This is a genomic window from Serratia sp. Ae19-1 (genome assembly GCF_059801225.1).
On the sequence record NZ_JBCHWD010000002.1, the window covers coordinates 231,928 to 253,346 of the forward strand.

Annotated in this window: 16 protein-coding genes and 1 riboswitch; of the genes, 10 read left to right on the forward strand and 6 right to left on the reverse strand. The window is 60.6% G+C overall.

Annotated elements, in window-relative coordinates:
- Nucleotides 1-8 precede the first annotated feature (8 nt).
- Both AAIE04_RS06515 and AAIE04_RS06520 read left to right on the forward strand, forming a co-directional pair.
- On the forward strand, nt 9-1,010 hold the full coding sequence (locus tag AAIE04_RS06515) for a LacI family DNA-binding transcriptional regulator (protein ID WP_019453227.1): 1,002 nt from the start codon (nt 9-11) through the stop codon (nt 1,008-1,010).
- Between the two features lie 21 nt (nt 1,011-1,031).
- Nucleotides 1,032-2,015 (forward strand): nucleoside hydrolase, encoded by a 984-nt coding sequence (locus AAIE04_RS06520; RefSeq protein WP_154747260.1) that lies wholly within the window; start codon nt 1,032-1,034, stop codon nt 2,013-2,015.
- 55 nt (nt 2,016-2,070) lie between these two features.
- Here the strand turns inward: AAIE04_RS06520 and malM are convergent, their stop codons facing one another.
- The 4 genes from malM to AAIE04_RS06540 all read right to left on the reverse strand — a co-directional run bounded on the left by malM (nt 2,071) and on the right by AAIE04_RS06540 (nt 6,463).
- Nucleotides 2,071-2,970, reverse strand: a complete 900-nt coding sequence (gene malM / locus AAIE04_RS06525; RefSeq protein WP_063918664.1) for a maltose operon protein MalM — start codon at nt 2,968-2,970, stop codon at nt 2,071-2,073.
- Nucleotides 2,971-3,067: 97 nt separating this feature from the next.
- Nucleotides 3,068-4,360: a maltoporin gene (locus AAIE04_RS06530; protein WP_156785443.1), complete on the reverse strand. Its 1,293-nt coding sequence runs from the start codon at nt 4,358-4,360 to the stop codon at nt 3,068-3,070.
- A 29-nt stretch (nt 4,361-4,389) separates the two neighbouring features.
- Nucleotides 4,390-5,499, reverse strand: coding sequence for a maltose/maltodextrin ABC transporter ATP-binding protein MalK (malK, locus tag AAIE04_RS06535; RefSeq protein WP_063918663.1), 1,110 nt, complete (start codon nt 5,497-5,499; stop codon nt 4,390-4,392).
- Nucleotides 5,492-6,463 carry an alpha-amylase family glycosyl hydrolase gene (locus AAIE04_RS06540; RefSeq protein WP_043129202.1) on the reverse strand — a complete coding sequence of 324 codons (972 nt, stop codon included), beginning with the start codon at nt 6,461-6,463 and terminating at the stop codon, nt 5,492-5,494. Before AAIE04_RS06540 ends, malK begins: the two co-directional genes overlap by 8 nt.
- 359 nt (nt 6,464-6,822) lie before the next feature.
- On the opposite strand from AAIE04_RS06540, the gene malE reads away from it, so the two are divergent.
- Genes malE through malG form a run of 3 tightly spaced genes read left to right on the forward strand, consistent with a single transcriptional unit; the run spans nt 6,823 to nt 10,553 of the window.
- Complete coding sequence (malE, locus tag AAIE04_RS06545) at nt 6,823-8,016, forward strand: maltose/maltodextrin ABC transporter substrate-binding protein MalE (RefSeq protein WP_498576692.1); 1,194 nt, start codon at nt 6,823-6,825, stop codon at nt 8,014-8,016.
- A gap of 57 nt (nt 8,017-8,073) precedes the next feature.
- Nucleotides 8,074-9,651, forward strand: a complete 1,578-nt coding sequence (gene malF, locus AAIE04_RS06550; RefSeq protein WP_019453234.1) for a maltose ABC transporter permease MalF — start codon at nt 8,074-8,076, stop codon at nt 9,649-9,651.
- A gap of 11 nt (nt 9,652-9,662) precedes the next feature.
- Complete coding sequence (gene malG, locus AAIE04_RS06555) at nt 9,663-10,553, forward strand: maltose ABC transporter permease MalG (RefSeq protein ID WP_004936696.1); 891 nt, start codon at nt 9,663-9,665, stop codon at nt 10,551-10,553.
- A gap of 159 nt (nt 10,554-10,712) precedes the next feature.
- On the opposite strand, the gene psiE is transcribed toward malG, so the two are convergent.
- Nucleotides 10,713-11,120: a phosphate-starvation-inducible protein PsiE gene (psiE, locus tag AAIE04_RS06560; RefSeq protein WP_015379238.1), complete on the reverse strand. Its 408-nt coding sequence runs from the start codon at nt 11,118-11,120 to the stop codon at nt 10,713-10,715.
- A 225-nt stretch (nt 11,121-11,345) separates the two neighbouring features.
- On the opposite strand from psiE, the gene AAIE04_RS06565 reads away from it, so the two are divergent.
- Complete coding sequence (locus AAIE04_RS06565) at nt 11,346-12,782, forward strand: capsule assembly Wzi family protein (protein ID WP_498576693.1); 1,437 nt, start codon at nt 11,346-11,348, stop codon at nt 12,780-12,782.
- Between the two features lie 61 nt (nt 12,783-12,843).
- Here AAIE04_RS06565 and pgi read toward each other — a convergent pair whose 3' ends face one another.
- Nucleotides 12,844-14,490: a glucose-6-phosphate isomerase gene (gene pgi, locus AAIE04_RS06570; RefSeq protein ID WP_025160140.1), complete on the reverse strand. Its 1,647-nt coding sequence runs from the start codon at nt 14,488-14,490 to the stop codon at nt 12,844-12,846.
- Nucleotides 14,491-14,719: 229 nt separating this feature from the next.
- On the opposite strand from pgi, the gene AAIE04_RS06575 reads away from it, so the two are divergent.
- From AAIE04_RS06575 to AAIE04_RS06590, 4 genes are all read left to right on the forward strand, one after another.
- Nucleotides 14,720-16,528: a cation:proton antiporter gene (locus AAIE04_RS06575; protein WP_019453237.1), complete on the forward strand. Its 1,809-nt coding sequence runs from the start codon at nt 14,720-14,722 to the stop codon at nt 16,526-16,528.
- Nucleotides 16,529-16,580: 52 nt separating this feature from the next.
- Nucleotides 16,581-16,775, forward strand: a riboswitch (Lysine riboswitch).
- A 108-nt stretch (nt 16,776-16,883) separates the two neighbouring features.
- A complete protein-coding gene (lysC, locus tag AAIE04_RS06580) occupies nt 16,884-18,251 on the forward strand; it encodes a lysine-sensitive aspartokinase 3 (protein WP_025160141.1) in 1,368 nt (455 codons plus the stop codon).
- Between the two features lie 146 nt (nt 18,252-18,397).
- Nucleotides 18,398-19,315: a ketopantoate/pantoate/pantothenate transporter PanS gene (gene panS, locus AAIE04_RS06585; RefSeq protein ID WP_019453239.1), complete on the forward strand. Its 918-nt coding sequence runs from the start codon at nt 18,398-18,400 to the stop codon at nt 19,313-19,315.
- A 386-nt stretch (nt 19,316-19,701) separates the two neighbouring features.
- The gene (locus AAIE04_RS06590) at nt 19,702-21,381 is read left to right on the forward strand and encodes a ShlB/FhaC/HecB family hemolysin secretion/activation protein (protein ID WP_019453240.1); all 1,680 of its coding nucleotides are present in this window, start codon (nt 19,702-19,704) and stop codon (nt 21,379-21,381) included.
- Nucleotides 21,382-21,419 lie beyond the last annotated feature (38 nt).

Genomic DNA, 21,419 nt, shown 5'->3' on the forward strand with positions numbered 1-21,419 from the left:
ATCCCAATTTGGATAATCACTCCGCGCGACGCGTTACCCGCGCCGACGTGGCCCGCGTAGCGGGTACCTCCGTCGCCGTGGTCAGCTATGTGATCAACAACGGCCCGCGCCCGGTGGCGGAAGCCACCCGGCTGCGCGTGCTGGCGGCGATCGAGCAAACCGGCTACCGCCCGAACGATATCGCGCGGGCGTTGGCCTCCGGCAGTACGCAAACCTACGGGTTGGTGGTGCCGGATATTTCCAACCCGTTCTTCGCCACGCTGGCGCGAGCGCTGCAGCAAGAGGCCTTCAGCCGCGGCCGCGTGTTGCTGCTGGGCGACGCCGGCGACGACCGGCAGCGCGAGTATGAGCTGATCAACAACCTGTTACGTCGCCAGGTCGACGGCCTGCTGTACACCAGCGTCGATCGCCACCCGTGGTTCGATCTGATCCGCGCCTCCGGCACGCCCTGCGTAATGATAGACACCATCGACAACCAGGCCGACATCTGCGCCATTCGCGTCGACGAACGCGATGCCGCCTGCCAGGCAACCCGCCATCTGCTGCAGCACGGCTATCGTGATATCGGCATTTTTATCGGCCCGCTGACCATGCTCAACGCGCAGGATCGCCTGAACGGCTGGCGCGATGCACTGCTGGAGGCGGGCATCACGCCGCGCGACGAGTGGATTTTCGAGGTGCCCTACACCCGCCAGGGCGGCTACCAGGCCACCCAGCGCCTGGTGCGGGGCCCGCGCCCACGCGCCATTTTCACCTCTAACGAACAGCAGGCGCTCGGCTGCCTGTCGGCGCTGGCGGAGCATGGGCTGCGCGCACCGGACGATCTGGCGCTGATCTGTTTTAATGGCACGCAGCAATCCGAATTCAGCGTGCCGCCGCTCAGCGCGGTCGAGCAGCCGATCGACGCCATGGCCAAGCGGGCCATCGCCATGCTGGCCGCCGGCGCCGTACCCGCCGAGCCGCACGAATTCGCTTTTCAACTGCGCATCCGCCGCTCGTGCGGCTGTTAGCGGTTTTTCAGGACACCTTATATGCGTTTGATCATTGATTGCGATCCCGGAAACGGCGTTCCCGGTGCCAACGTCGACGACGGCCTGGCGCTGGCCCTGGCGCTGGCGGCCAAACCGCAGCTGCAGCTGGAGCTGATCAGCATCGTGGCCGGCAACACCCCGCGTGAAGTGGGCTTTGCCGTCGCCACCGATCTGCTGGCGCAGAGCGGCTATCAAGTGCCCCTCGCCCTCGGCGCAGCGCGCGCACTGAGCGAACCGCCGGAGCCGTGGCGCGCTCATCTGGACCGCCCGATCGCCGATCCGAAACTGGCGGCGCTGTGGCGCGGCCTGCCCACGCCTTCTTTCGCCAATGCGCCCGCACCGGACGCCGCCATCGCCATCGGTGAGTTGATCTGCCGGCATCCCGGCGAGGTCACGTTGGCGGCGATCGGTCCGTTGACCAACGTTGCGCACGCCATGCAACTTTACCCGCAGATGGCGCAGGCGGTGAAAGAGATCGTCATCATGGGCGGCGTGTTCAACGTTGAGGGGTACATCAAGGACACCAATTTCGGTTTGGATCCGGAAGCCGCGCGGCTGGTATTGAACAGCGGCGCCAATATCACGCTGGCGCCGCTGGACGTCACCACCCAGACCATGCTGACCCAGGCGGATCTGGCTACTCTGACGCAACCGGATACGCCGCTGTGCCGCTATTTACGCGCCACCACGCAGCCGTGGATCGACTATTCGCGCCATACGCGGCGCCTGCCGGGCTGCTGGATCCATGATGCGCTGGTGATCGCCTGGCTGCTGGAACCGCAGCTGGTCACGACCGAAATGTTCCATGTGGATGTGGCGCTGGAAGGAGCGTTGACGCGTGGCAGCTCACGCCGCTGGCGGCCGGACAGCCTGCGCCTGACGGTCGGCATGCCGCCGCCTCCGGGCAAGCCGGTGCGCATCATGCAGCAGGTGGACAACGCCCGTCTGCTGGCGCTGATCGGCGCAACGCTGGCGCGCGGATGAAAAAAGGTGCGCCAAGGCGCACCAATCATCGAGCCAGCATCGGCAGCGCCGGGTGTTACCCCTTGCCTTTAACGCTGCTGATAAAGGTTTTACGCGCGGTGGTCGAGCCCAGCTTTTCGGCCTCATTCATCAGCTTCAGCGCCTTGTCGATATCGCCCGCCTTCACCGCCTGTTTGATGCCGTTATTGAAGTAGCTTTCGGTATCGTTGAGCATCGGCTCCGCCGGTTTCTCCGGGGTCGGTGCTGGCGCGGCGGCCGGGGCGTTCGACCCCACCACCACCGGCGCCACGGTCGGCGCAGGCTGCAGCATGCCAATCATCACGTTGCCGGTGCCCTGTTCGGCGGTCACTTTGAGCTTCAACGTGCCGGTCGTCGCATGACCGGCGATCGGATCCGGGATATCCGGCACCGCGTTGCCCACGCCCTGCGCATAGGCCTTGGCCGGGTTGGTCAGCTGCGTGGTCTTCGCCAAATCCTGGCGGGTGGTGTACACCAGCAGGTAAATCTGTTTTTGACCGAGCGCCGGCGTCAGTTTCAGCGTGCCTTCGAGACGATCGGAGGACATCGCCCCCGGCGGCTGATACGGGAAGTAGCTGCTCGGGTAATACGCCGCCGGGCGCAGATGCTCGTCCAGCACCAGCACGCTCGGCGCGTACAGCGAATTGTTTTTGGCGAGGCTGCTCAGCGTCACTTCCAGCGAACCGCGATCGGCCGGCAGCGTATAGGCGGCGATCGCCCCCTGAATCTCGCCCTGATTGAGTTGCGGGCTGACGGCGTCGAGCTTCACCTCTTGCGACACCGGCGGCTGCAGCGGCTGCCACGGCAGGCTTTGCAGCGTGGCGGCGCTGATGGCCGGCGCGACGGAGACATTGGCCGGCGTATCGGCGTTGGCCGCCAAAGGCGCGCCGACGGTCAGCGCCAGCGACAGGCAGAGTGACAGCAGATTCTTTTTCATCGTTATAGCCTCTTTCAGCGCCGCGAAGGATCAGGCAAGAGATCCGGCTGCGGCGAATGCGGTTGGGGGAGAGCCTGCGGCCCTCCCCATCCTGTCGTTACCACCAAATTTCCATCTGGGCGCCGAAGGTGACTTCGTCATCCTTGCCGCGGCTGAAGGTATGCATGCTGGTGTCGTTGTAAGCGGTACCGGCGTTATACCCGGTATCGTCACTGGTGGCGTAACCCCATTTCTCATCCCACTTGGCGTAGGTGGCGAACAGGCGGATGGCCGGACGCGACCAGATGCTGTTGCCCGCCTGCCACTGCTGCGCCAGGGTCACTTTGTACTGCCCGTTGCGATCGCCGGTGCGCTGGGATTTAACGTTGTCGTAGCCGGCTTCCAGCAGGGTGCTCATGATCGGCGTCCATTTGTACATCGGGCGCACGCCCACGGTGTACCAGGTGGTGCCGTTATTGTTGTCGCGGTCGATATCCTGGAACATGGCGACGTACATCAGCGCCCATTGATCGTTGAAGTCGATGGCGCCGTGATCCAGCACGCGGATCATCTTGCCGTTGTTATCGATGGTGGCGCCTTCGTTGCGGCCGTTGTTCTGCGAGGTCATCGAGTCAGTAGCGTACTGCACCACGAATTTGTTGTAGCCGTTCAGGATGCTCTGCGTGTGTTCCGCAGTGAACATCCAGCCGTCTTTGCTGGCGCCGTCGGCCAGGTGATAATGGTCCTGCGCATTAGCGCGGCCGTAGTCCACGCCCAGCTCCAGGGTGCCGCCCGGGTTCAGCTCCAGCCCGGCCAGACGCAGGTCGAAAGTGTCGTTGACGGTCGGACGTTGTTTCCATTCGTTATCCAGGTAGCCGTAAGAGCCGCCGGATTCGGAGTTGCGGGTCACGGCAGCGGACAGCTTGCCGAAGCCCAGATCGATATTTTCCAGACCGGCGCCCGGGCCGGAGATATCCCAGTAATAGAAGTCGATCATGTGAACGTCATGACGCTGATAGAAGCGCTTACCGGCCCACAGCGTGGAGCCCGGCAGCCAATCGATCAGGTTTTTACCCTGCACGTTGACTTCGCGGAAGCCCGGGGTCACGTCTTCCCAGTCGGAACGTTGCGAGACCGAATAGGCCAGGTTGGTGTCGAAATAGAAGCTCTTGTCGCCTTCTTTCCACACTTCCTGCCCCAGTTTCAGTTCGGCGTAGGTTTCGCATTCGTTGCCGAGACGGTACTTGCTCGCGGCGCCGGTGGCCTTGAAGCACTGTTGCTCACCGCCGCTGCCGGTCCAGCCGATGCCGGAACGGGCGTAACCGTGGAAATCCACGGCCAGCGCCTGGGTGGAGAGAACACCGGCGGCGACAGCCAGTGCCAGAGGAAGTTTGCGCAGAGTAGTCATCATTATTCTCCTGTTATACCGACTTTGATGCTTTAAACGCCCGGCTCCTGGTGCAGCCGTTTACATGCCGTACCGTCTTCACGGAACAGGTGGCAACGGTGAGGCGGCAGGCCGATGGCGAATGTGGCACCTTCTTCTACCAGCACCACGTCGTTCTGGCGGTACACCAGGTTTTGACGGATGGCCGGGATTTGGATGTGGATTTGCGTCTCGTTGCCGAGCTGCTCCACCACCTGTACGTCGCCGGTAAGCCGTACTTCAGAGGCTTCACCGGGCAGCAGATGTTCGGGGCGAATGCCCAGTGACAGGTTGGCGCCGGGCTGAACGCCCGCGCCCTCCACCGGCAGCCACACCAGCTGGCGGTTGGGCAGTTCAACCTGCACCTGCCGTGATTCCGCTGCGGTCACCTTGACCGGCAGGAAGTTCATCTTCGGCGAGCCGATAAACCCGGCGACGAAGCGGTTGGCCGGATAGTGGTACAGTTCCAACGGCTTGCCGACCTGCGCCACGCGCCCGGCGTCGAGCACCACGATCTTGTCGGCCAGCGTCATCGCTTCGACCTGATCGTGGGTGACGTAAATCATGGTGCGCTGCAGGCGCTTGTGCAGGCGGGAGATCTCGATGCGCATCTGCACCCGCAGCGCGGCGTCGAGGTTGGACAGCGGCTCGTCGAGCAGGAACACGTCCGGCTCGGCCACCAAGGTGCGACCGATAGCCACGCGCTGGCGCTGCCCGCCGGACAGTGCCTTCGGCCGCCGATCGAGCAGGTGCGCCAGCTGCAGCACCTCGGAAACCTGATTCACCCGTTGATTGATCTCCGCTTTCCTGGCGCCGGCCAACTTCAGGCCGAACGACATGTTGTCCGCCACCGACAGGTGCGGATACAGCGCGTAGGACTGGAACACCATGCCGATGCCGCGCTCGGAAGGCGGCACCTCATTCATGCGTTGGTCGCCGATCAGCAGATCGCCGGAGGTGATGTCCTCCAGCCCGGCGATCATGCGCAGCAGCGTCGATTTGCCGCAGCCCGACGGCCCGACAAACACCACAAACTCGCCGTCGTCGATGGTCAGATTGACGTCTTTGGAAATCACGGCCTCACCGAAGGCCTTATAAACGCTGCGCAGTGTGACGCTAGCCATGCGTTACTCCCCTGCTTTCGCAGTTAACATGTCGTGTGAAAATGGCGGAGGCAAAGCCCGCCAAAACCCATTGATGACCCTCTTGCTGCGCGCCGTGCTGCCATGCCAACGGCAAGGTCGCCTCAGACGGCGCGGCCGCCTGAGTATAAGGCTGCAGGTTTATCAGCGCTTCAAGGCATTGATCCTGATGGGTAATAAGTAAGCGCACCACGCCATCCCGCTGGCTGATCGCGTTCAGTTCGCCGCGCTGGAACAGCGGCGAACGGCGCAGGGCCAGCAGCGCCTGGCAGTAACGTAAGGTGGAATGGCTATCGTGCTGTTGGCGGCTGATGGCCAGCTCGCGGTGTTCGATCGCCACCTGCTGATACCAGCTGATTTCGCCGGCGGTGACCTGTTCGGGGGCTTCATGCCACGGCATCGGCGTTTGCGCACCGCGCGGATCCTGCAGGCCGGCGGCGTGCGGCAGCCCCAGCTCTTCGCCCTGATACAGGCAGATCGGTGCCGGCAACATCGCCAACAGGGTGAGAAAAGCGGTAGCGGAACGCAGGTCGCCCTGCCCCCAGCGGCTCACCACCCGTGGCTGATCGGCGTCGCCGGTGCTCCACAGGCTGTCCGCCAGCGTCGCGCGGCGGGCGTGCAGCACCGCCACCAGCTTCTCCGCGCTGAACGGCATCACGTCCAGCGCCAGCGCGCCGTGGGCGAGCCGCTGCGGCGCGACGGCATTGCAAACGCGGTTGGCTTCATCGCCATACCACAGCGTCAGCCCTTCGCCCGTCACCGCCGCCTCGACCTCCGGTGCCAGCATCTGCGGCAGCAACAGACCGTCGATAGACAGCGCTTTCAGGTAAGGCAGTGCCGCCAGCATGCCGTGCGCGTCGCCCACACCGTCCCCGTTTCCGTCACGGAAACTGGCCGGATGGATCCGGTACAGGGTGGGCTGAGTGGCGATAGGCATTGGTGACATAAATCCGGTATCCCTGCTGCGCGTGGCGTTGAAAATCAATGGGGCCGATAGTGCGGGAGTCGCCGGAAAGGGTAATCATCCGTAACAGGATTTTTCATGGGGGAGGAGACGGGAGGATGAGAGAACGACCGCAGCGATGAGAAGTTCCGCGCCGAGGGCAAATCTGTGATCAAGCTGGCAAAAATCGCCCCCCTATTTTGTGCCTGACGCCACAGAATAGAGCGCAACGTTAACTGGATCACACTCCTCATCTCAGGGGCGTAGAGGGGGGGAGGATGAGAATATGTCGCGTTGTGACCCACTATGATCGCGAAACGTCTCTCCTTGATTTATGTGCCCACAAAAAGAAGGACTGGATTATGACTCGCAGCATTACCCTCGCCCGCACGCTGGCGCTCTCGGCACTGGCCACCCTGGTGCTCTCTTCTTCCGCCTTCGCCAAGATTGAGGAAGGCAAACTGGTTATCTGGATCAACGGCGACAAGGGCTATAACGGCCTGGCCGAAGTCGGCAAGAAATTCGAAAAAGACACCGGCATCAAGGTCACCGTCGAGCATCCGGACAAGCTGGAAGAAAAATACCCGCAGGTGGCCGCCACCGGCGACGGCCCGGACATCATCTTCTGGGCCCACGATCGCTTTGGCGGCTATGCGCAGTCCGGCCTGCTGGCCGAAATCCACCCGTCCAAAGCCTTCCAGGACAAGCTGTTTTCGTTCACCTGGGACGCCGTGCGTTACGACGGCAAGCTGATCGGCTATCCGATAGCCGTCGAGGCGCTGTCGCTGATTTACAACAAAGACCTGGTCAAACAGCCGCCGAAGACCTGGGAAGAGATCCCGGCGCTGGACAAACAGCTGCGCGCCAGCGGCAAAAGCGCCATCATGTGGAACCTGCAGGAGCCCTATTTCACCTGGCCTATCATCGCCGCCGACGGCGGTTATGCCTTCAAGTATGAAAACGGCAAATACAACATCAAGGATGTCGGCGTCGCCAACGCCGGTTCGCAGGCCGGTCTGCAGTTCATCGTCGATCTGGTGAAAAACAAACACATCAACGCCGATACCGATTACTCGATCGCCGAAGCTGCGTTCAACAAAGGCCAGACGGCGATGACCATCAACGGTCCGTGGGCCTGGAACAACATCGAGCAGAGCAAAATCAACTACGGCGTGACGCTGCTGCCGACCTTCAAAGGCAAACCGTCCAAACCGTTCGTCGGCGTGTTGACCGCCGGTATCAACGCCGCCAGCCCGAATAAGGAGCTGGCGACCGAGTTCCTCGAAAACTACCTGCTGACCAACGAAGGGTTGGCGGACGTCAACAAAGACAAGCCGCTGGGCGCGGTGGCGCTGAAGTCTTATCAGGAGGCGCTGGCTAAAGATCCGAAGATCGCCGCCACCATGCAGAACTCGCAAAACGGGGAAATCATGCCGAACATCCCGCAGATGAGCGCCTTCTGGTACGCCGAACGCAGCGCGGTGATCAACGCCGTCAGCGGCCGTCAGACGGTGAAAGCCGCGCTGGACGACGTGCAGACCCGTATCACCAAGTAATGACGTCGTGCGGGGCGCCACGGTGCCCCGCCATTGCTTCACAGAAAGGAACGCCCTATGCAATTCGCTCACGCCGGGACGCCTGCGCGTAAAAAATCGAAGTGGTGGCAAAGCGACGCGCTGAAATGGCTGGTGGTCGGCCTGTTCAGCCTGGTGACCTGCTACCTGATTGTGTTGATGTATGCACAGGGTGAATACCTGTTCGCTATCCTGACGCTGATCCTGGTCAGCGCCGGACTTTACGTCTTCGCCAACCGCCGTGCCTACGCCTGGCGCTATGTGTATCCCGGCGTCGCTGGCATGGGACTGTTCGTCCTGTTCCCGCTGATCTGCACCATCGCCATCGCCTTTACCAACTACAGCAGCACCAACCAGCTGACCTTTGAGCGCGCGCAATCGGTGCTGATGCAGCGCCAGTTCCAGAGCGGCAAAACCTTCACCTTCGGCCTCTACCCGGCGGAAAATCAGCAATGGCGCCTGCAGTTAACCTCGCCGGACAGTGAACAGCCGTTGATTTCCGAGCCTTTCCGCCTCGACGCCGCTGCACCGCAAACCCTGGCATTGACCACCCAGAGCGCCGCACCGCAGGGCGAGCGTGCCACGCTGCGGGTGATCACCCAGAACCGACAGGCGCTGAGCCAGCTGGTGGCGCAACTGCCCGACGGCGGTGAACTGCGCATGAGCTCTCTTCGCCAATTCTCCGGCACCCGCCCGCTGTATGCGCTGGACAAAGACGGCAGCACGCTGACCAATAACCAGACCCAGGTGCGCTATCGGCCGAACGGCGACATCGGCTTCTATCAGGCGATCAACGCCGACGGCGGCTGGGCGCAAGAAACCCTGAGCCCAGGCTATACCGTCACCACCGGCTGGAAAAACTTCCTGCGGGTGCTGCAGGACGAGGGCATCAAAAAACCGTTCGTGTCGATCTTCATCTGGACCATCGTGTTCTCGGTGATGACGGTGATCCTTACCGTAGCGGTCGGCATGGTGTTGGCCTGCGTGGTGCAGTGGGAGGCGCTGAAAGGCAAGGCGATATATCGCGTGCTGCTGATCCTGCCCTATGCGGTGCCGTCGTTCATCTCGATCCTGATCTTCAAAGGCTTGTTCAACCAGAGCTTCGGCGAGATCAACATGATGCTCAGCCATCTGTTCGGCATCAAACCGGCCTGGTTCAGCGATCCGCTCACCGCCAAGAGCATGATCCTGATCGTCAACACCTGGCTCGGCTACCCGTACATGATGATCCTGTGCATGGGGCTGCTGAAGGCGATCCCGGACGATCTGTACGAGGCCTCGGCGATGGACGGCGCCAACCCGTGGCAGAACTTCTTCCGTATCACCTTCCCGCTGCTGATCAAACCGCTGACGCCGCTGATGATCGCCAGCTTCGCCTTCAACTTTAACAACTTCGTGCTGATCCAGCTGCTGACCAACGGCGGCCCGGACATGATCGGCACCACCACGCCGGCCGGCTATACCGATCTGCTGGTCAGCTACACCTACCGCATCGCCTTCGAAGGCGGCGGCGGGCAAGACTTCGGCCTGGCGGCCGCCATCGCCACGCTGATCTTCCTGTTGGTAGGCGCGCTGGCGATCCTGAATTTGAAAGCCAGCAAGATGAACTTCGATTAGGGAGAATAACGATGGCCATGGTTCAACCCAAATCCCAGCGCCTGCGGCTGTGGATCACCCATATTTTGATGCTGTGCTTTATCGCCCTGATCATGTTCCCGCTGCTGATGGTGGTGGCCATCTCGCTGCGTTCAGGCAACTTCGCCACCGGCAGCCTGATACCGGAAACCCTCTCCTGGGATCACTGGCGGCTGGCGCTCGGCTTCAGCGTCACCCACGCCGACGGCAGCGTGACGCCGCCGCCGTTCCCGGTGCTGCTGTGGCTGTGGAACTCCATCAAGATCGCGGCGATCACCGCGATCGGCATCGTGACGCTGTCCACCACCTGCGCCTACGCCTTCGCCCGCATGCGCTTTCGCGGCAAGAGCACCTTGCTGAAAAGCATGCTGATCTTCCAGATGTTCCCGGCGGTGCTGTCGCTGGTGGCGCTGTACGCCCTGTTCGATCGCCTGGGGCAGTACATTCCGTTTATCGGTCTGAACACCCACGGCGGGGTGATCTTCGCCTACATGGGCGGCATCGCGCTGCACGTATGGACCATCAAGGGCTATTTCGAAACCATCGACAACTCGCTGGAAGAGGCGGCGGCGCTGGACGGCGCCACGCCGTGGCAGGCGTTCCGTCTGGTGCTGTTGCCGCTGTCGGTGCCGATTCTGGCGGTGGTGTTCATTCTGTCGTTTATCGCCGCCATTACCGAGGTGCCGGTGGCGTCGCTGCTGCTGCGCGATGTGAACAGCTACACGCTGGCGGTGGGAATGCAGCAATATCTCAATCCGCAGAACTACCTGTGGGGCGACTTCGCCGCTGCTGCGGTGCTGTCGGCGATACCGATTACCGCCGTGTTCCTGCTGGCGCAGCGCTGGCTGGTGGGCGGCCTGACGGCCGGCGGCGTGAAGGGGTAATGTGTGCCACTGCAGTGCGTTGGATGTCTTTCCTTATCTTTTACCCTATGGATTTCAAGTTACAGCTAGCGAGTGCAGTCAACAACGCTGTAGCTTGAAAGACGACGGGTAATGATATCCTGTGTCTTTGGCGGCCATTGGCCGCCATTTTTATCTCCGCTATTCCCGTTTCAGCCGATCGGTGTTGGCCAGATAGAGCGTCACCACCAGCACCAATATCGCCGCGGCGTAGATCAGGGTATCGATGGGATTCTTGTGATCCACGATAATCAAACGAATAATCGCGGTAATGCCGATATAAATAAAATAGCGCAGCGGGAAATGATAACCCGACTCAAAATACTTGACGATCAAGGCGATAAATTCAAAGTACAAGAAATAAATCACGATGCCTTCAATCAACAGGTATGAAGAAGACTCTTCGCTATTGATAAAGAGTACCTTCGCCAGGTGAATGGTCTCCTTGACCAGAAACACCACCAGAATTGCCGCCAGCAGCAGCAAGCCTACGTTCAGCACCCGCTGCAGCCCTTTCGCTATCATGATCGAACGCGACGTTTTTGCCATAAAACCTCTCTCTGAATACCGCTAATATGATTCAACCGTGCCAATATAGGCATTGTCTTAAAAATCATGCCCCGTGCGAAAGCACTTTAAACCCCATTTAATTCATAAAGTTATAATAAGATGTTTCTGGCTTATAGATTTGTAGCAAATCGAAATGTCAACTATCATGGGTCACAGAGATCTTTACATAAAACCAATAACCTCGAATTAACAAGGGAATTCTTTATGCGCGCTAAACTTAACGGACTGGTCGCTGCGGGCCTGTTTACCTGTGCATTGTCCGGCCACGCCGCCGGCCTGGTAACCCCTGACAACGATCTGCGTAACGATCTCGCTTGGCTGTCTGACCGTGGCGTCATCAACGTCAGCCTGTCCACCTGGCCGCTGAGTCAGGAAGAGATCAGTTCCGTTATCGCGCAGGCCAAGCCGGTCACCAATACCGAGAAAAACGTCATCGATCGCGTGCAGCGCCGTGTCGATGCCTTGAAAGCCAACATCCGCGTCAGCGGTTACGCTTCGACGGATAAGCCCGGTACCCCGCAGGGCTTCGGCCAAAATGAGTACGCCGACGATCGCCTGACCATCGGCGCCGGCGCCAACGGCGAGTTCTGGGACGTACGTCTGCAGGGCTCGGTGGAAGGCGACCAGCGCGTCAGCGACGGCTCCAAATTCAATATGAACGGCTCCTACGGCGCGGTGAAAATCTGGAACCAGTGGCTCTCCTTCGGCGAAGTTTCCCAGTGGTGGGGCCCTGGCTACGACGGCAGCCTGATCCGTTCCGACGCCGCACGCCCGGTGGCGGGCTTTATGCTGCAGCGCGCCGATCAATCGCCGTTTGAAACCCCGTGGCTGTCGTGGATCGGCCGCTGGCAATACCAGCTGACCGCCGGCCAGCTGTCACAGTACAGTTCCGTACCACACACCAAACTGATCGGCGCCCGCTTCACCATGATGCCGACCGATTTCCTGGAGCTGGGCGCATCGCGCGTCATGCAGTGGGGTGGAGAAGGCCGGCCACAATCCTGGAGTTCGTTCTGGAAAGGCGTTAGCGGCCGTGATAATGATGATTCCGGCAGAGGTGATGATCCGGGCAACCAGCTCGCCGGCTTCGACTTTAAGCTGAAAATGCAGCCGTTGATCGGCATGCCGGTCAGCCTGTACGGCCAGTTGGTGGGCGAAGATGAGGCAGGCTATCTGCCGTCGCAAAACACCTATCTGCTCGGGTTGGAAGGCCACCCGGAATGGGGCCCGACCACCATCAACTGGTATATCGAAGGGGCAGACACCCGTTCGGATATGAGCCGTAAAAACTATGTGTACAACCACTACGTTTACAAAGGCGGCTATTACCAACAAGGTTATCCGCTGGGCCACGCCATGGGCGGCGACGGCCAGATGTTGTCCGGCCGCGTAGAGCTGGTGTTGGACGACAGCCAGCGTTGGAGCACCCGCCTGGTATACGCCAAGGTGAACCCGCTGAGCCAAAGCATCAACAAGGCATTCCCGAAATCCGATACGCTGAAGGGCATTCAGGTCGGCTGGGGTTACACCTTCCCGTCGCAGGTTAAGTTCGACACCAGCCTGTGGTACACCGACAACGATCACAGCACCGCCGATGACGTGGGCGCGGGCGTCAGCTTCGAAGTGCCGATCAACCTGTAATTTTCTGCAGACGTAAAAAAACCCGCCGCGGCGGGTTTTTTATTGGCTTCAACTCAGGCGCTTAACGCCATTCCTTGAAGCGGTTGATCAGCGCATTGGTCGAGCTGTCGTGGCTGCTGATTTTCTCACTGCCCGCCAGTTCAGGCAGGATACGGTTAGCCAGCTGTTTGCCCAACTCCACGCCCCACTGATCGAAGGTGAAGATGTTCAGGATCGCGCCCTGGGTGAAGATCTTGTGCTCGTACAGCGCGATCAGGCTGCCCAGGCTGAACGGCGTGATTTCGCGCAGCAGGATCGAGTTGGTCGGGCGGTTGCCTTCAAACACTTTGAACGGCGCCACATGCTTGACCTGTTCAGGGGTTTTACCCTGCGCCGCGAACTCGGCTTCCACCACCTCCAGCGATTTGCCGAACGCCAGCGCTTCGGTCTGCGCGAAGAAGTTGGACAGCAGTTTGGCGTGATGATCACCCAGCGGGTTGTGGCTGATGGCCGGCGCGATGAAATCGCACGGCACCAGCTTGGTGCCCTGGTGGATCAGCTGGTAGAACGCGTGCTGGCCGTTGGTGCCCGGCTCGCCCCAGATGATAGGGCCGGTCTGGTAATCCACCGGGTTGCCGTTGCGATCGACGTACTTGCCGTTGGACTCCATGTTGCCCTGCTGGAAGTAAGCGGCAAAACGGTGCATGTACTGATCGTACGGCAGAATGGCTTCGGTTTCGGCACCGAAGAAGTTGTTGTACCAGATGCCGATCAGCGCCAGCAGCACCGGCAGGTTTTTCTCCGCCGGCGTCTCGGCGAAGTGCTTATCCATGGCGTGCGCGCCGCTCAGCAGCTGCTCGAAGTTGTCATAACCGATGGACAGCGCGATCGACAGACCGATCGCCGACCACAGGGAGTAACGGCCACCGACCCAGTCCCAGAACTCGAACATGTTATCGGTATCGATGCCGAACTCAGCCACCGCTTTGCCGTTGGTAGACAGCGCGGCGAAGTGCTTGGCCACGTGCTGTTGATCGACGGCGCTGCTCAGGAACCAGTCGCGCGCGCTGTGGGCGTTGGTCATGGTTTCCTGGGTGGTGAAGGTTTTGGAGGCCACCAGGAACAGCGTGGTTTCCGGGTTCAGCGGCTGCAGCGTTTCGGCGATGTGGGTGCCGTCAACGTTGGAGACGAAGTGCATGTTCAGGTGGTTTTTATACGGGCGCAGCGCTTCGGTCACCATGTAAGGGCCGAGATCCGAACCGCCGATGCCGATGTTCACCACGTCGGTGATCGGCTTGCCGGTGTAGCCTTTCCACTCGCCGCCGATGACGCGCGCGCAGAACTGTTTGATCTTGGCCAATACCGCGTTCACTTCCGGCATCACGTCTTTGCCGTCGACCAGGATCGGGCTGTTGCTGCGGTTGCGCAGGGCAATGTGCAGCACCGCGCGATCTTCGGTGCGGTTGATTTTCTCACCGGCAAACATCGATTTGATGGCGCCTTGCAGATCGGTTTCTTTCGCCAGCGCCTGCAGCTTCTCCAGGGTTTCCTGCGTGATACGGTTCTTGGAATAGTCCACCAACATTTGGTCGTTGAAGGTCGCGGAGAACCTGGAGAAACGATCGCTGTCCTGGGCGAACAGGTCGGCGATCCGTACGTCTTTCATCTGTGCATAATGTTGCTGCAGGGCTTGCCAAGCAGCGGTTTGACTAGGATTGATATTTTTCATAGCAACACTCTTAGGCTTGAGAATAAAAATGACGCGTTTGTCCGATTGTAGCCTGTTCGACTGTGATTATGATCTCTTTTCTTGCGATAGGCGCTAACTGTCAACACATTGCCGCCTCGTTTCAGCTTTCACTCTATACTTTTGGCTAACGGCCTGTTATCGGGGTTGCCGAATTGTCATCAGGCTGTGTCATCGTTGCTCATTTGGTCATTTGAAAGGGATCTCGCTTATGGAATTATCCGCCCCGCTCATGTTGGTGCTTATCGGTCTGGCGTCGCTGCTGGCGCAGTGGCTGGCCTGGTTGCTGCGCCTGCCGGCCATTTTGCCGCTGTTGCTGTTCGGTATCGTGCTCGGCCCAACGGTGCATCTGGTGCAGCCGGATCTGCTGTTCGGCGATCTGCTGTTTCCGCTGGTGTCGCTGTCGGTGGCAATCATCCTGTTCGAGGGGGCGCTGACGCTGCGTTTCGAGGAGATACGCGGCCTCGGCGGCGTGGTGCGCAACCTGGTCACCGTCGGCATGCTGGTCACCTTTCTGGTCATCAGCCTCGCCAGCTGGTGGCTGCTGGATTTCCCGCCGGAGCTGGCGGCGCTGATCGGTGCGGTGACGGTGGTGACCGGGCCGACGGTGATCGCCCCGCTGATGCGCGTGGTGCGGCCGAATGCCAACATTAACCAGGTGCTGCGCTGGGAAGGGATCGTCATCGATCCGGTCGGCGCCATCTTCACCCTGCTGGTGTTCGAGTTCATCGTGCTGAAGCAGAATGCCGAATCCTATACCCACCTGTTTTGGACGCTGGGCGTGACCGCCGCCGTCGGGCTTATCGCCGGCGCGCTGTTCGGCTACCTGCTCGGCCTGGCGCTGCGTCGCGTCTGGCTGCCGCGCTACCTGCAGAACCTGGCGGTGCTGGCTATTATGCTGACCGCCTTCGGCGTGTCCAACGCCATCGCCGACGAGTCCGGCCTGTTGACCGTCACGGTGATGGGCATCTGGCTGGCCAACATGCGCGACGTGGACACCAGCGATATTCTGGCGTTCAAAGAGGAGCTGTCGGCGATCCTGATCTCGGCGCTGTTCATCATTCTGGCGGCGCGGCTCGACATCCAGGCGCTGTGGAACATGGGGTGGCCGCTGCTTTTGCTGCTGCTGGCGGTGCAGTTCATAGCCCGGCCGCTGTGCATCGCGGTGTCGACCTGGCGCTCTTCCCTGCACTGGCGCGATAGGCTGCTGCTGTGCTGGATAGCCCCGCGCGGCATCGTCGCCGCGGCGGTCAGCTCGCTGTTTGCGCTGACGCTGCAGCGCAGCGGTTATCAAGGCGCCGACCGGCTGGTAACCGTAGTGTTCGCCATCATCATCGGCACCGTGGTGCTGCAAAGCCTGACCAGCAGCATGATGGCGCGCTGGCTGCGCGTGCAGCAGCAGAAACCGCGCGGCGTGCTGATCGTCGGCGCCAACAGCGTGGCGCGCATGCTGGCGCAGGCGCTGATCAAGCTGAACGTGCCGGTGATCGTCACCGATAGCAGCTGGGAATATTACCGTCAGGCGCGCATGGAAGGCATTCCGGCCTACTATGGCCACGCCTACTCCGAACACGCCGAGAACTATCTCGATCTGAGCAATATCGCCCAGGTGCTGGCGCTGTCGCCGAATCGCCACCAAAACGCGCTGGCGGTTTATCACTTCGGTCACCTCTTCGGCGAGGATCACGTGTTCGCCATCCGTTCGGGGGCGCCGTTGAAAGGACGCGGCGCCAGCGCGGAAAGTTCGCGTTTCCGCCGACATGAAATTTTATTTAATCAAGAAGCCACCTACGGCCGCCTGAGCAGCCTGCTCGCCAGAGGCGCCACCATCAAGGCGACCAAATTGAACGAAAATTTCGGTTGGCTGGAGTATTTGGAGAAACATCAGGGCGTTATTCCGTTATTCAGCCAAAAGGAAGACGGTTCTCTGCAACCGATTGGCGCCGGTTCCACGCCCGCGATGCCCTGTACGCTTATCGCGCTGGTACAAGATGAAAATCCCTCAACGTCTGTACGTTGACAGAATGGCGATAACCGGCTATTCCTAACAGCCTACTTGCGCACCCGGTGCGCAAGCCAGAAGAGGCGCGTCGCCCAGGTAGAGTGTCAGAGGAGCCGTTTCTCCGTTGACGGCACCCGAGGGGGAGCGACGCCGAGGTAGGGTAATGGCCGGCCATTATCGTATCGACTACAGGGGCTGAATCCCCTGGGTTGTCACCAGGGGATCGCCCACAGGGCGATCGACAAGGTGGGGCGCTTCTGGGTGTATCGTAGCCTGACCTCTACGCCTGCCCCCTGTTTACCGCTCTCCCCTTGTGCCAAGGCTATGGAATTACAGTGCCCCCAAACGGGCATCCCTGACACGAGGTTTCTACATGAACCAAGCAGTACCCCAGAATTCCACCGTGGTGGCCAAGTTCGGCGGCACCAGCGTCGCCGACTTTGAAGCCATGAACCGCAGCGCCGACGTCGTGCTGGCCAACCCACAGGTGCGCCTGGTGGTGTTGTCCGCTTCGGCGGGCGTCACCAACCTGTTGGTCGCCTTGGCCGAGGGTTGCGAGGCCGACAAGCGCAACTACCAGCTTGATGAAATTCGCCGCATCCAGTACGCCATCCTCGATCGCCTCACGGCGCCGGCGGTGATCCGCGACGAGATCGACCGCCTGCTGGAAAACATCGCCATGCTGTCGGAGGCCGCGTCGCTGGCCACCTCGACGGCGTTGACCGATGAGCTGGTCAGCCATGGGGAGCTGATGTCCACCCTGCTGTTCGTTGAAATCCTGCGCGCCCGCAACGTGCAGGCCGAATGGTTCGACGTGCGTAAAGTGATGCGCACCGACGATCACTTCGGCCGCGCCGTGCCGGACAGCGCCGCGCTCAGCGAACTGGCTCAGGCGCAATTGCTGCCGCGCCTGCAGGAAGCGCTGGTGGTCACCCAGGGCTTTATCGGCAGCGAGCCGAAAGGCCGCACCACCACGCTCGGCCGCGGCGGCAGCGACTATACCGCCGCGCTGCTCGGCGAAGCCCTCGGCGTCAGCCGGGTGGATATCTGGACCGACGTGCCGGGCATCTACACCACCGATCCGCGCGTGGTGCCGGCGGCCAAGCGCATCGACAAAATCGGTTTCGAAGAGGCGGCGGAAATGGCCACCTTCGGTGCCAAAGTGCTGCATCCGGCCACCCTGCTGCCGGCGGTGCGCAGCGACATTCCGGTGTTCGTCGGCTCCAGCAAGGATCCGGCGGCCGGCGGCACGCTGGTGTGCAACACCACCGAGAATCCGCCGCTGTTCCGCGCGCTGGCGTTGCGCCGCAAGCAAACGCTGCTGACGCTGCACAGCCTGAACATGCTGCACGCACGCGGTTTCCTGGCCGAGGTGTTCAACATTCTGGCGCGCCACAATATCTCCGTCGATCTGATCACCACCTCGGAAGTCAGCATCGCGCTGACCATGGACACCACCGGCTCCACCTCCGCCGGCGCCAGTCTGCTGACGACTTCGCTGCTGACCGAGCTGTCGTCGCTGTGTCGGGTGGAGGTGGAAGAGAACCTGGCGCTGGTGGCGATCATCGGCAACCAGCTGTCGCGGGCCTGTGGCGTCGGCAAAGAGGTGTTCGGCGTGCTCGATCCGTTCAATATCCGCATGATCTGCTACGGCGCCAGCAGCTATAACCTGTGCTTCCTGGTACCGGGCGAAGAAGCCGAGCAGGTGGTGCGCGCCCTGCACCACAACCTGTTCGAATAAGTCATTACCCCTGATTGCGGGCGCAGCACGCTGCGCCCCTGCGTCTAAAAAAATCCGTTCAAAACCTGCAGGGGTTCAGCATGTTGAACCCGCAATAAAAAACACAACCACACCCACCGTTCTCAATCTGGCTAAGGAAAACCTGCATGCTGGCACTATTCACGCGCTTATTCCCCCTGTGGGCGATACTGCTGTCCGTCGCCGCTTATTACACGCCGACCACCTTTACCGGCATCGGCCCCTACGTCAGCCCGTTGCTGATGCTGATCATGTTCGCCATGGGCGTCACGCTGCGGCTGGATGACTTTAAACGGGTGCTGGCGCGCCCCGGTCCGGTGGCAGCCGGCATCTTCCTGCACTATCTGATCATGCCGCTGGCGGCCTGGATCCTGGCGATGCTGTTCCGCATGCCGCCGGATCTGTCCGCCGGCATGGTGCTGGTGGGCAGCGTGGCCAGCGGCACCGCCTCCAACGTGATGATCTATTTGGCCAAGGGCGACGTGGCGCTGTCGGTGACCATTTCGGCGGTCTCAACGCTGGTGGGCGTGTTCGCCACGCCCCTGTTGACCCGTCTGTACGTCGACGCCGAGATCAGCGTCGATATCATGGGCATGCTGCTGAGCATCCTGCAGATCGTGGTGATCCCGATCGGCCTGGGCCTGATCGTCCACCATACCCTGACCAAGGTGGTGAAGCGCATCGAGCCGCTGCTGCCGGCGCTGTCTATGGTATGCATCCTGGCGATCATCAGCGCGGTGGTGGCGGGCAGTCAAAGCCACATCGCCTCGGTCGGCCTGGTCGTTATCATCGCGGTGATCCTGCACAACGGCATCGGTCTGCTGAGCGGCTACTGGGGCGGTAAACTGTTCGGTTTCGATGAGTCCACCTGCCGCACGCTGGCGATCGAAGTCGGAATGCAGAACTCCGGGCTGGCGGCTACGCTGGGTAAAATTTACTTCTCACCGCTGGCCGCGCTGCCGGGCGCGCTGTTCTCGGTATGGCACAATCTCTCCGGTTCGCTGCTGGCGGGCTATTGGTCCGGCCGCCCTATCAAGAAAAAATAAACCGCCTGTGGGGGACGCAAACATTTGCGTCCCCACTCTGCTCTGCGAAATTTCGTATTTGCCACTGGTCGGATTGTCATAATTCCCTTCATCCCCTATCATCCGTGGAAAATAAAAATTCAGATTCTTCCTATCCATGCCGATAATGTTGGTAACAGGAAGAGACGTTCTACTTTTTTTAATTAATTAAGTCACCAGGGTTGCCCGCCAAAAAATGAGCAGCCTAATTATTATTTAGATCTATACCCACCGTCTTATTTGCTGCGGCAAATCAAGATACCTCGCAATGTGCATGTCGCTCATTATTTCGGGCCGGCCGTCGGCCGCCCGTGGTTAACCTCATGGATTGGGCTGGCTGCCCCGGCGGCCTCTCAGAATGGATTACAATGATAAAAAAAATCACCGCATTGACACTGCTGGTCAGCACGGCCCTTTCCGCCGAAACCTTGCCGGACTCCCATATGATGATGGACATGTCGATGGGGGAATCACGGCGCGCGTTGCAAGACAGCACGCGTGAAGTCAATCATTTGATCGAGCAGCGCCGCTACCAGCAGCTGAAGCAGCAGCGCTTGCTGGCGGAGCCGGAACCGGCCGCGCCCGCACTGCCGCAGTCCGCGCAGTGCCTGCCGATCGCCGGCGTTTATCTGCAGGGCATTACCCTGCTCTCGCCGGGCGATTTATCTGCGCTGAGCGCGCTGCCGGAAAACTGCATCAGCAGTAACGATATCAATCGCCTGACCCGCGAATTAACGCGTCTTTATGTGCAAAAAGGTTATATCACCGCGCGCGTGCAAATTGTTCGCCCTAATTCACAGGGGGAATTGGGGCTAAGCGTGACGGAAGGATTTATCGAAAAAATAGAAGGCGGCGATCGCTGGGTCAATAGCCGGTTATTATTTCCGGGCCTGGAAGGCAAGCCGTTGAAATTAACCGAACTCGACCAGGGATTGGATCAGGCCAATCGTTTGCAATCGAATACCACCAAGCTGGATATATTACCCGGCCGCCAGGTCGGCGGCTCGGTAATTCGTTTACGCAATCAACACGCCAAACCCTGGTTGATTACCGCCGGTACGGATAATTACGGCCAGAAAAGTACCGGCCAGTGGCTGGCGCGCGCCACCGCCACGCTGGACAGCCCGTTCGGCCTGTCGGACTTCGTCAGCCTGAACGCCAACAGCACGCTGGAAAACCCGGCTCACCGCTACAGTCGCGCCTATACCCTGCTCTACTCGCTGCCGTACGGCGCCTTCACCTTTAGCGGGTTCGCCAGCTTCTCGTCCTATGAGAACCACCAGCAGCTGCAGCACAACGTGGTCAAACTGCACGGCCAGACCCAACAGTACGGGCTGCGCAGCGACTACGTGTTTTATCGCGATCACGATCAGATAGACAGCCTGAGCGGCCAGCTGACCTATAAGCGCATCGACAACTACTTCGAAAGCGTGCGCCTTGAGGTCAGCAGCCCAACGCTGACCCTGGCCGAACTGAGCGCCAGCCACCTGCAAATTCTGCCCAATGGCGTGTTCAGCGCCAACCTCAGCGTCGAGCAGGGGATGCCGTGGCTGGGGGCCGGCCGCCACCCGAGTTCGGTGCACCTCGACAGCCAGTTCACCAAGGGCAAGCTGTTCGCCAACCTCAGCCAGCGCCTCAGGCTGGGCGAAGCCACCTATCAGCTCAACAACCTGTTCTACGGTCAATACAGCCGTGACCCGCTGCCCGGCGTGGAGTGGCTGAGTCTCACCGATCGCAGCGCCGTACGCGGCTTCAGCCGCAGTACCCAGTCCGGCGACAACGGCTGGTATCTGCAAAATACGCTGTCTCGCAGTTTCAATCTGGGCGCCACCACGCTGACGCCGCGCCTCGGCGCCGACGTCGGCCGCATTCTGCCGCGTCAGGACAACTCAGGCTGGCGCAGCAGCGCCGGTATAAGCACCGGCGCCACATTGCGTTATCAGCGAGCGCTGGTCGATCTCGAAGTCAGCCGCGGCTGGATTTTGTCTAACCACGCCACGCCGGAAGATCCCGTTCAGGTGTTGGCCCGCTTTTCTTACACCTTTTAATCAACAGTTTTGCAGGACCCCACGGCAACATACGGAGA

Bases quoted from the DNA above. Each gene is read 5' to 3' on its own strand.
- AAIE04_RS06520 (WP_154747260.1), top strand. From the start codon at position 1,032: ATGCGTTTGATCATTGATTGCGATCCCGGAAACGGCGTTCCCGGTGCC.
- malM (WP_063918664.1), bottom strand. From the start codon at position 2,970: ATGAAAAAGAATCTGCTGTCACTCTGCCTGTCGCTGGCGCTGACCGTC.
- AAIE04_RS06530 (WP_156785443.1), bottom strand. From the start codon at position 4,360: ATGATGACTACTCTGCGCAAACTTCCTCTGGCACTGGCTGTCGCCGCC.
- malK (WP_063918663.1), bottom strand. From the start codon at position 5,499: ATGGCTAGCGTCACACTGCGCAGCGTTTATAAGGCCTTCGGTGAGGCC.
- AAIE04_RS06540 (WP_043129202.1), bottom strand. From the start codon at position 6,463: ATGTCACCAATGCCTATCGCCACTCAGCCCACCCTGTACCGGATCCAT.
- malE (WP_498576692.1), top strand. From the start codon at position 6,823: ATGACTCGCAGCATTACCCTCGCCCGCACGCTGGCGCTCTCGGCACTG.
- malF (WP_019453234.1), top strand. From the start codon at position 8,074: ATGCAATTCGCTCACGCCGGGACGCCTGCGCGTAAAAAATCGAAGTGG.
- malG (WP_004936696.1), top strand. From the start codon at position 9,663: ATGGCCATGGTTCAACCCAAATCCCAGCGCCTGCGGCTGTGGATCACC.
- psiE (WP_015379238.1), bottom strand. From the start codon at position 11,120: ATGGCAAAAACGTCGCGTTCGATCATGATAGCGAAAGGGCTGCAGCGG.
- AAIE04_RS06565 (WP_498576693.1), top strand. From the start codon at position 11,346: ATGCGCGCTAAACTTAACGGACTGGTCGCTGCGGGCCTGTTTACCTGT.
- pgi (WP_025160140.1), bottom strand. From the start codon at position 14,490: ATGAAAAATATCAATCCTAGTCAAACCGCTGCTTGGCAAGCCCTGCAG.
- AAIE04_RS06575 (WP_019453237.1), top strand. From the start codon at position 14,720: ATGGAATTATCCGCCCCGCTCATGTTGGTGCTTATCGGTCTGGCGTCG.
- lysC (WP_025160141.1), top strand. From the start codon at position 16,884: ATGAACCAAGCAGTACCCCAGAATTCCACCGTGGTGGCCAAGTTCGGC.
- panS (WP_019453239.1), top strand. From the start codon at position 18,398: ATGCTGGCACTATTCACGCGCTTATTCCCCCTGTGGGCGATACTGCTG.
- AAIE04_RS06590 (WP_019453240.1), top strand. From the start codon at position 19,702: ATGATAAAAAAAATCACCGCATTGACACTGCTGGTCAGCACGGCCCTT.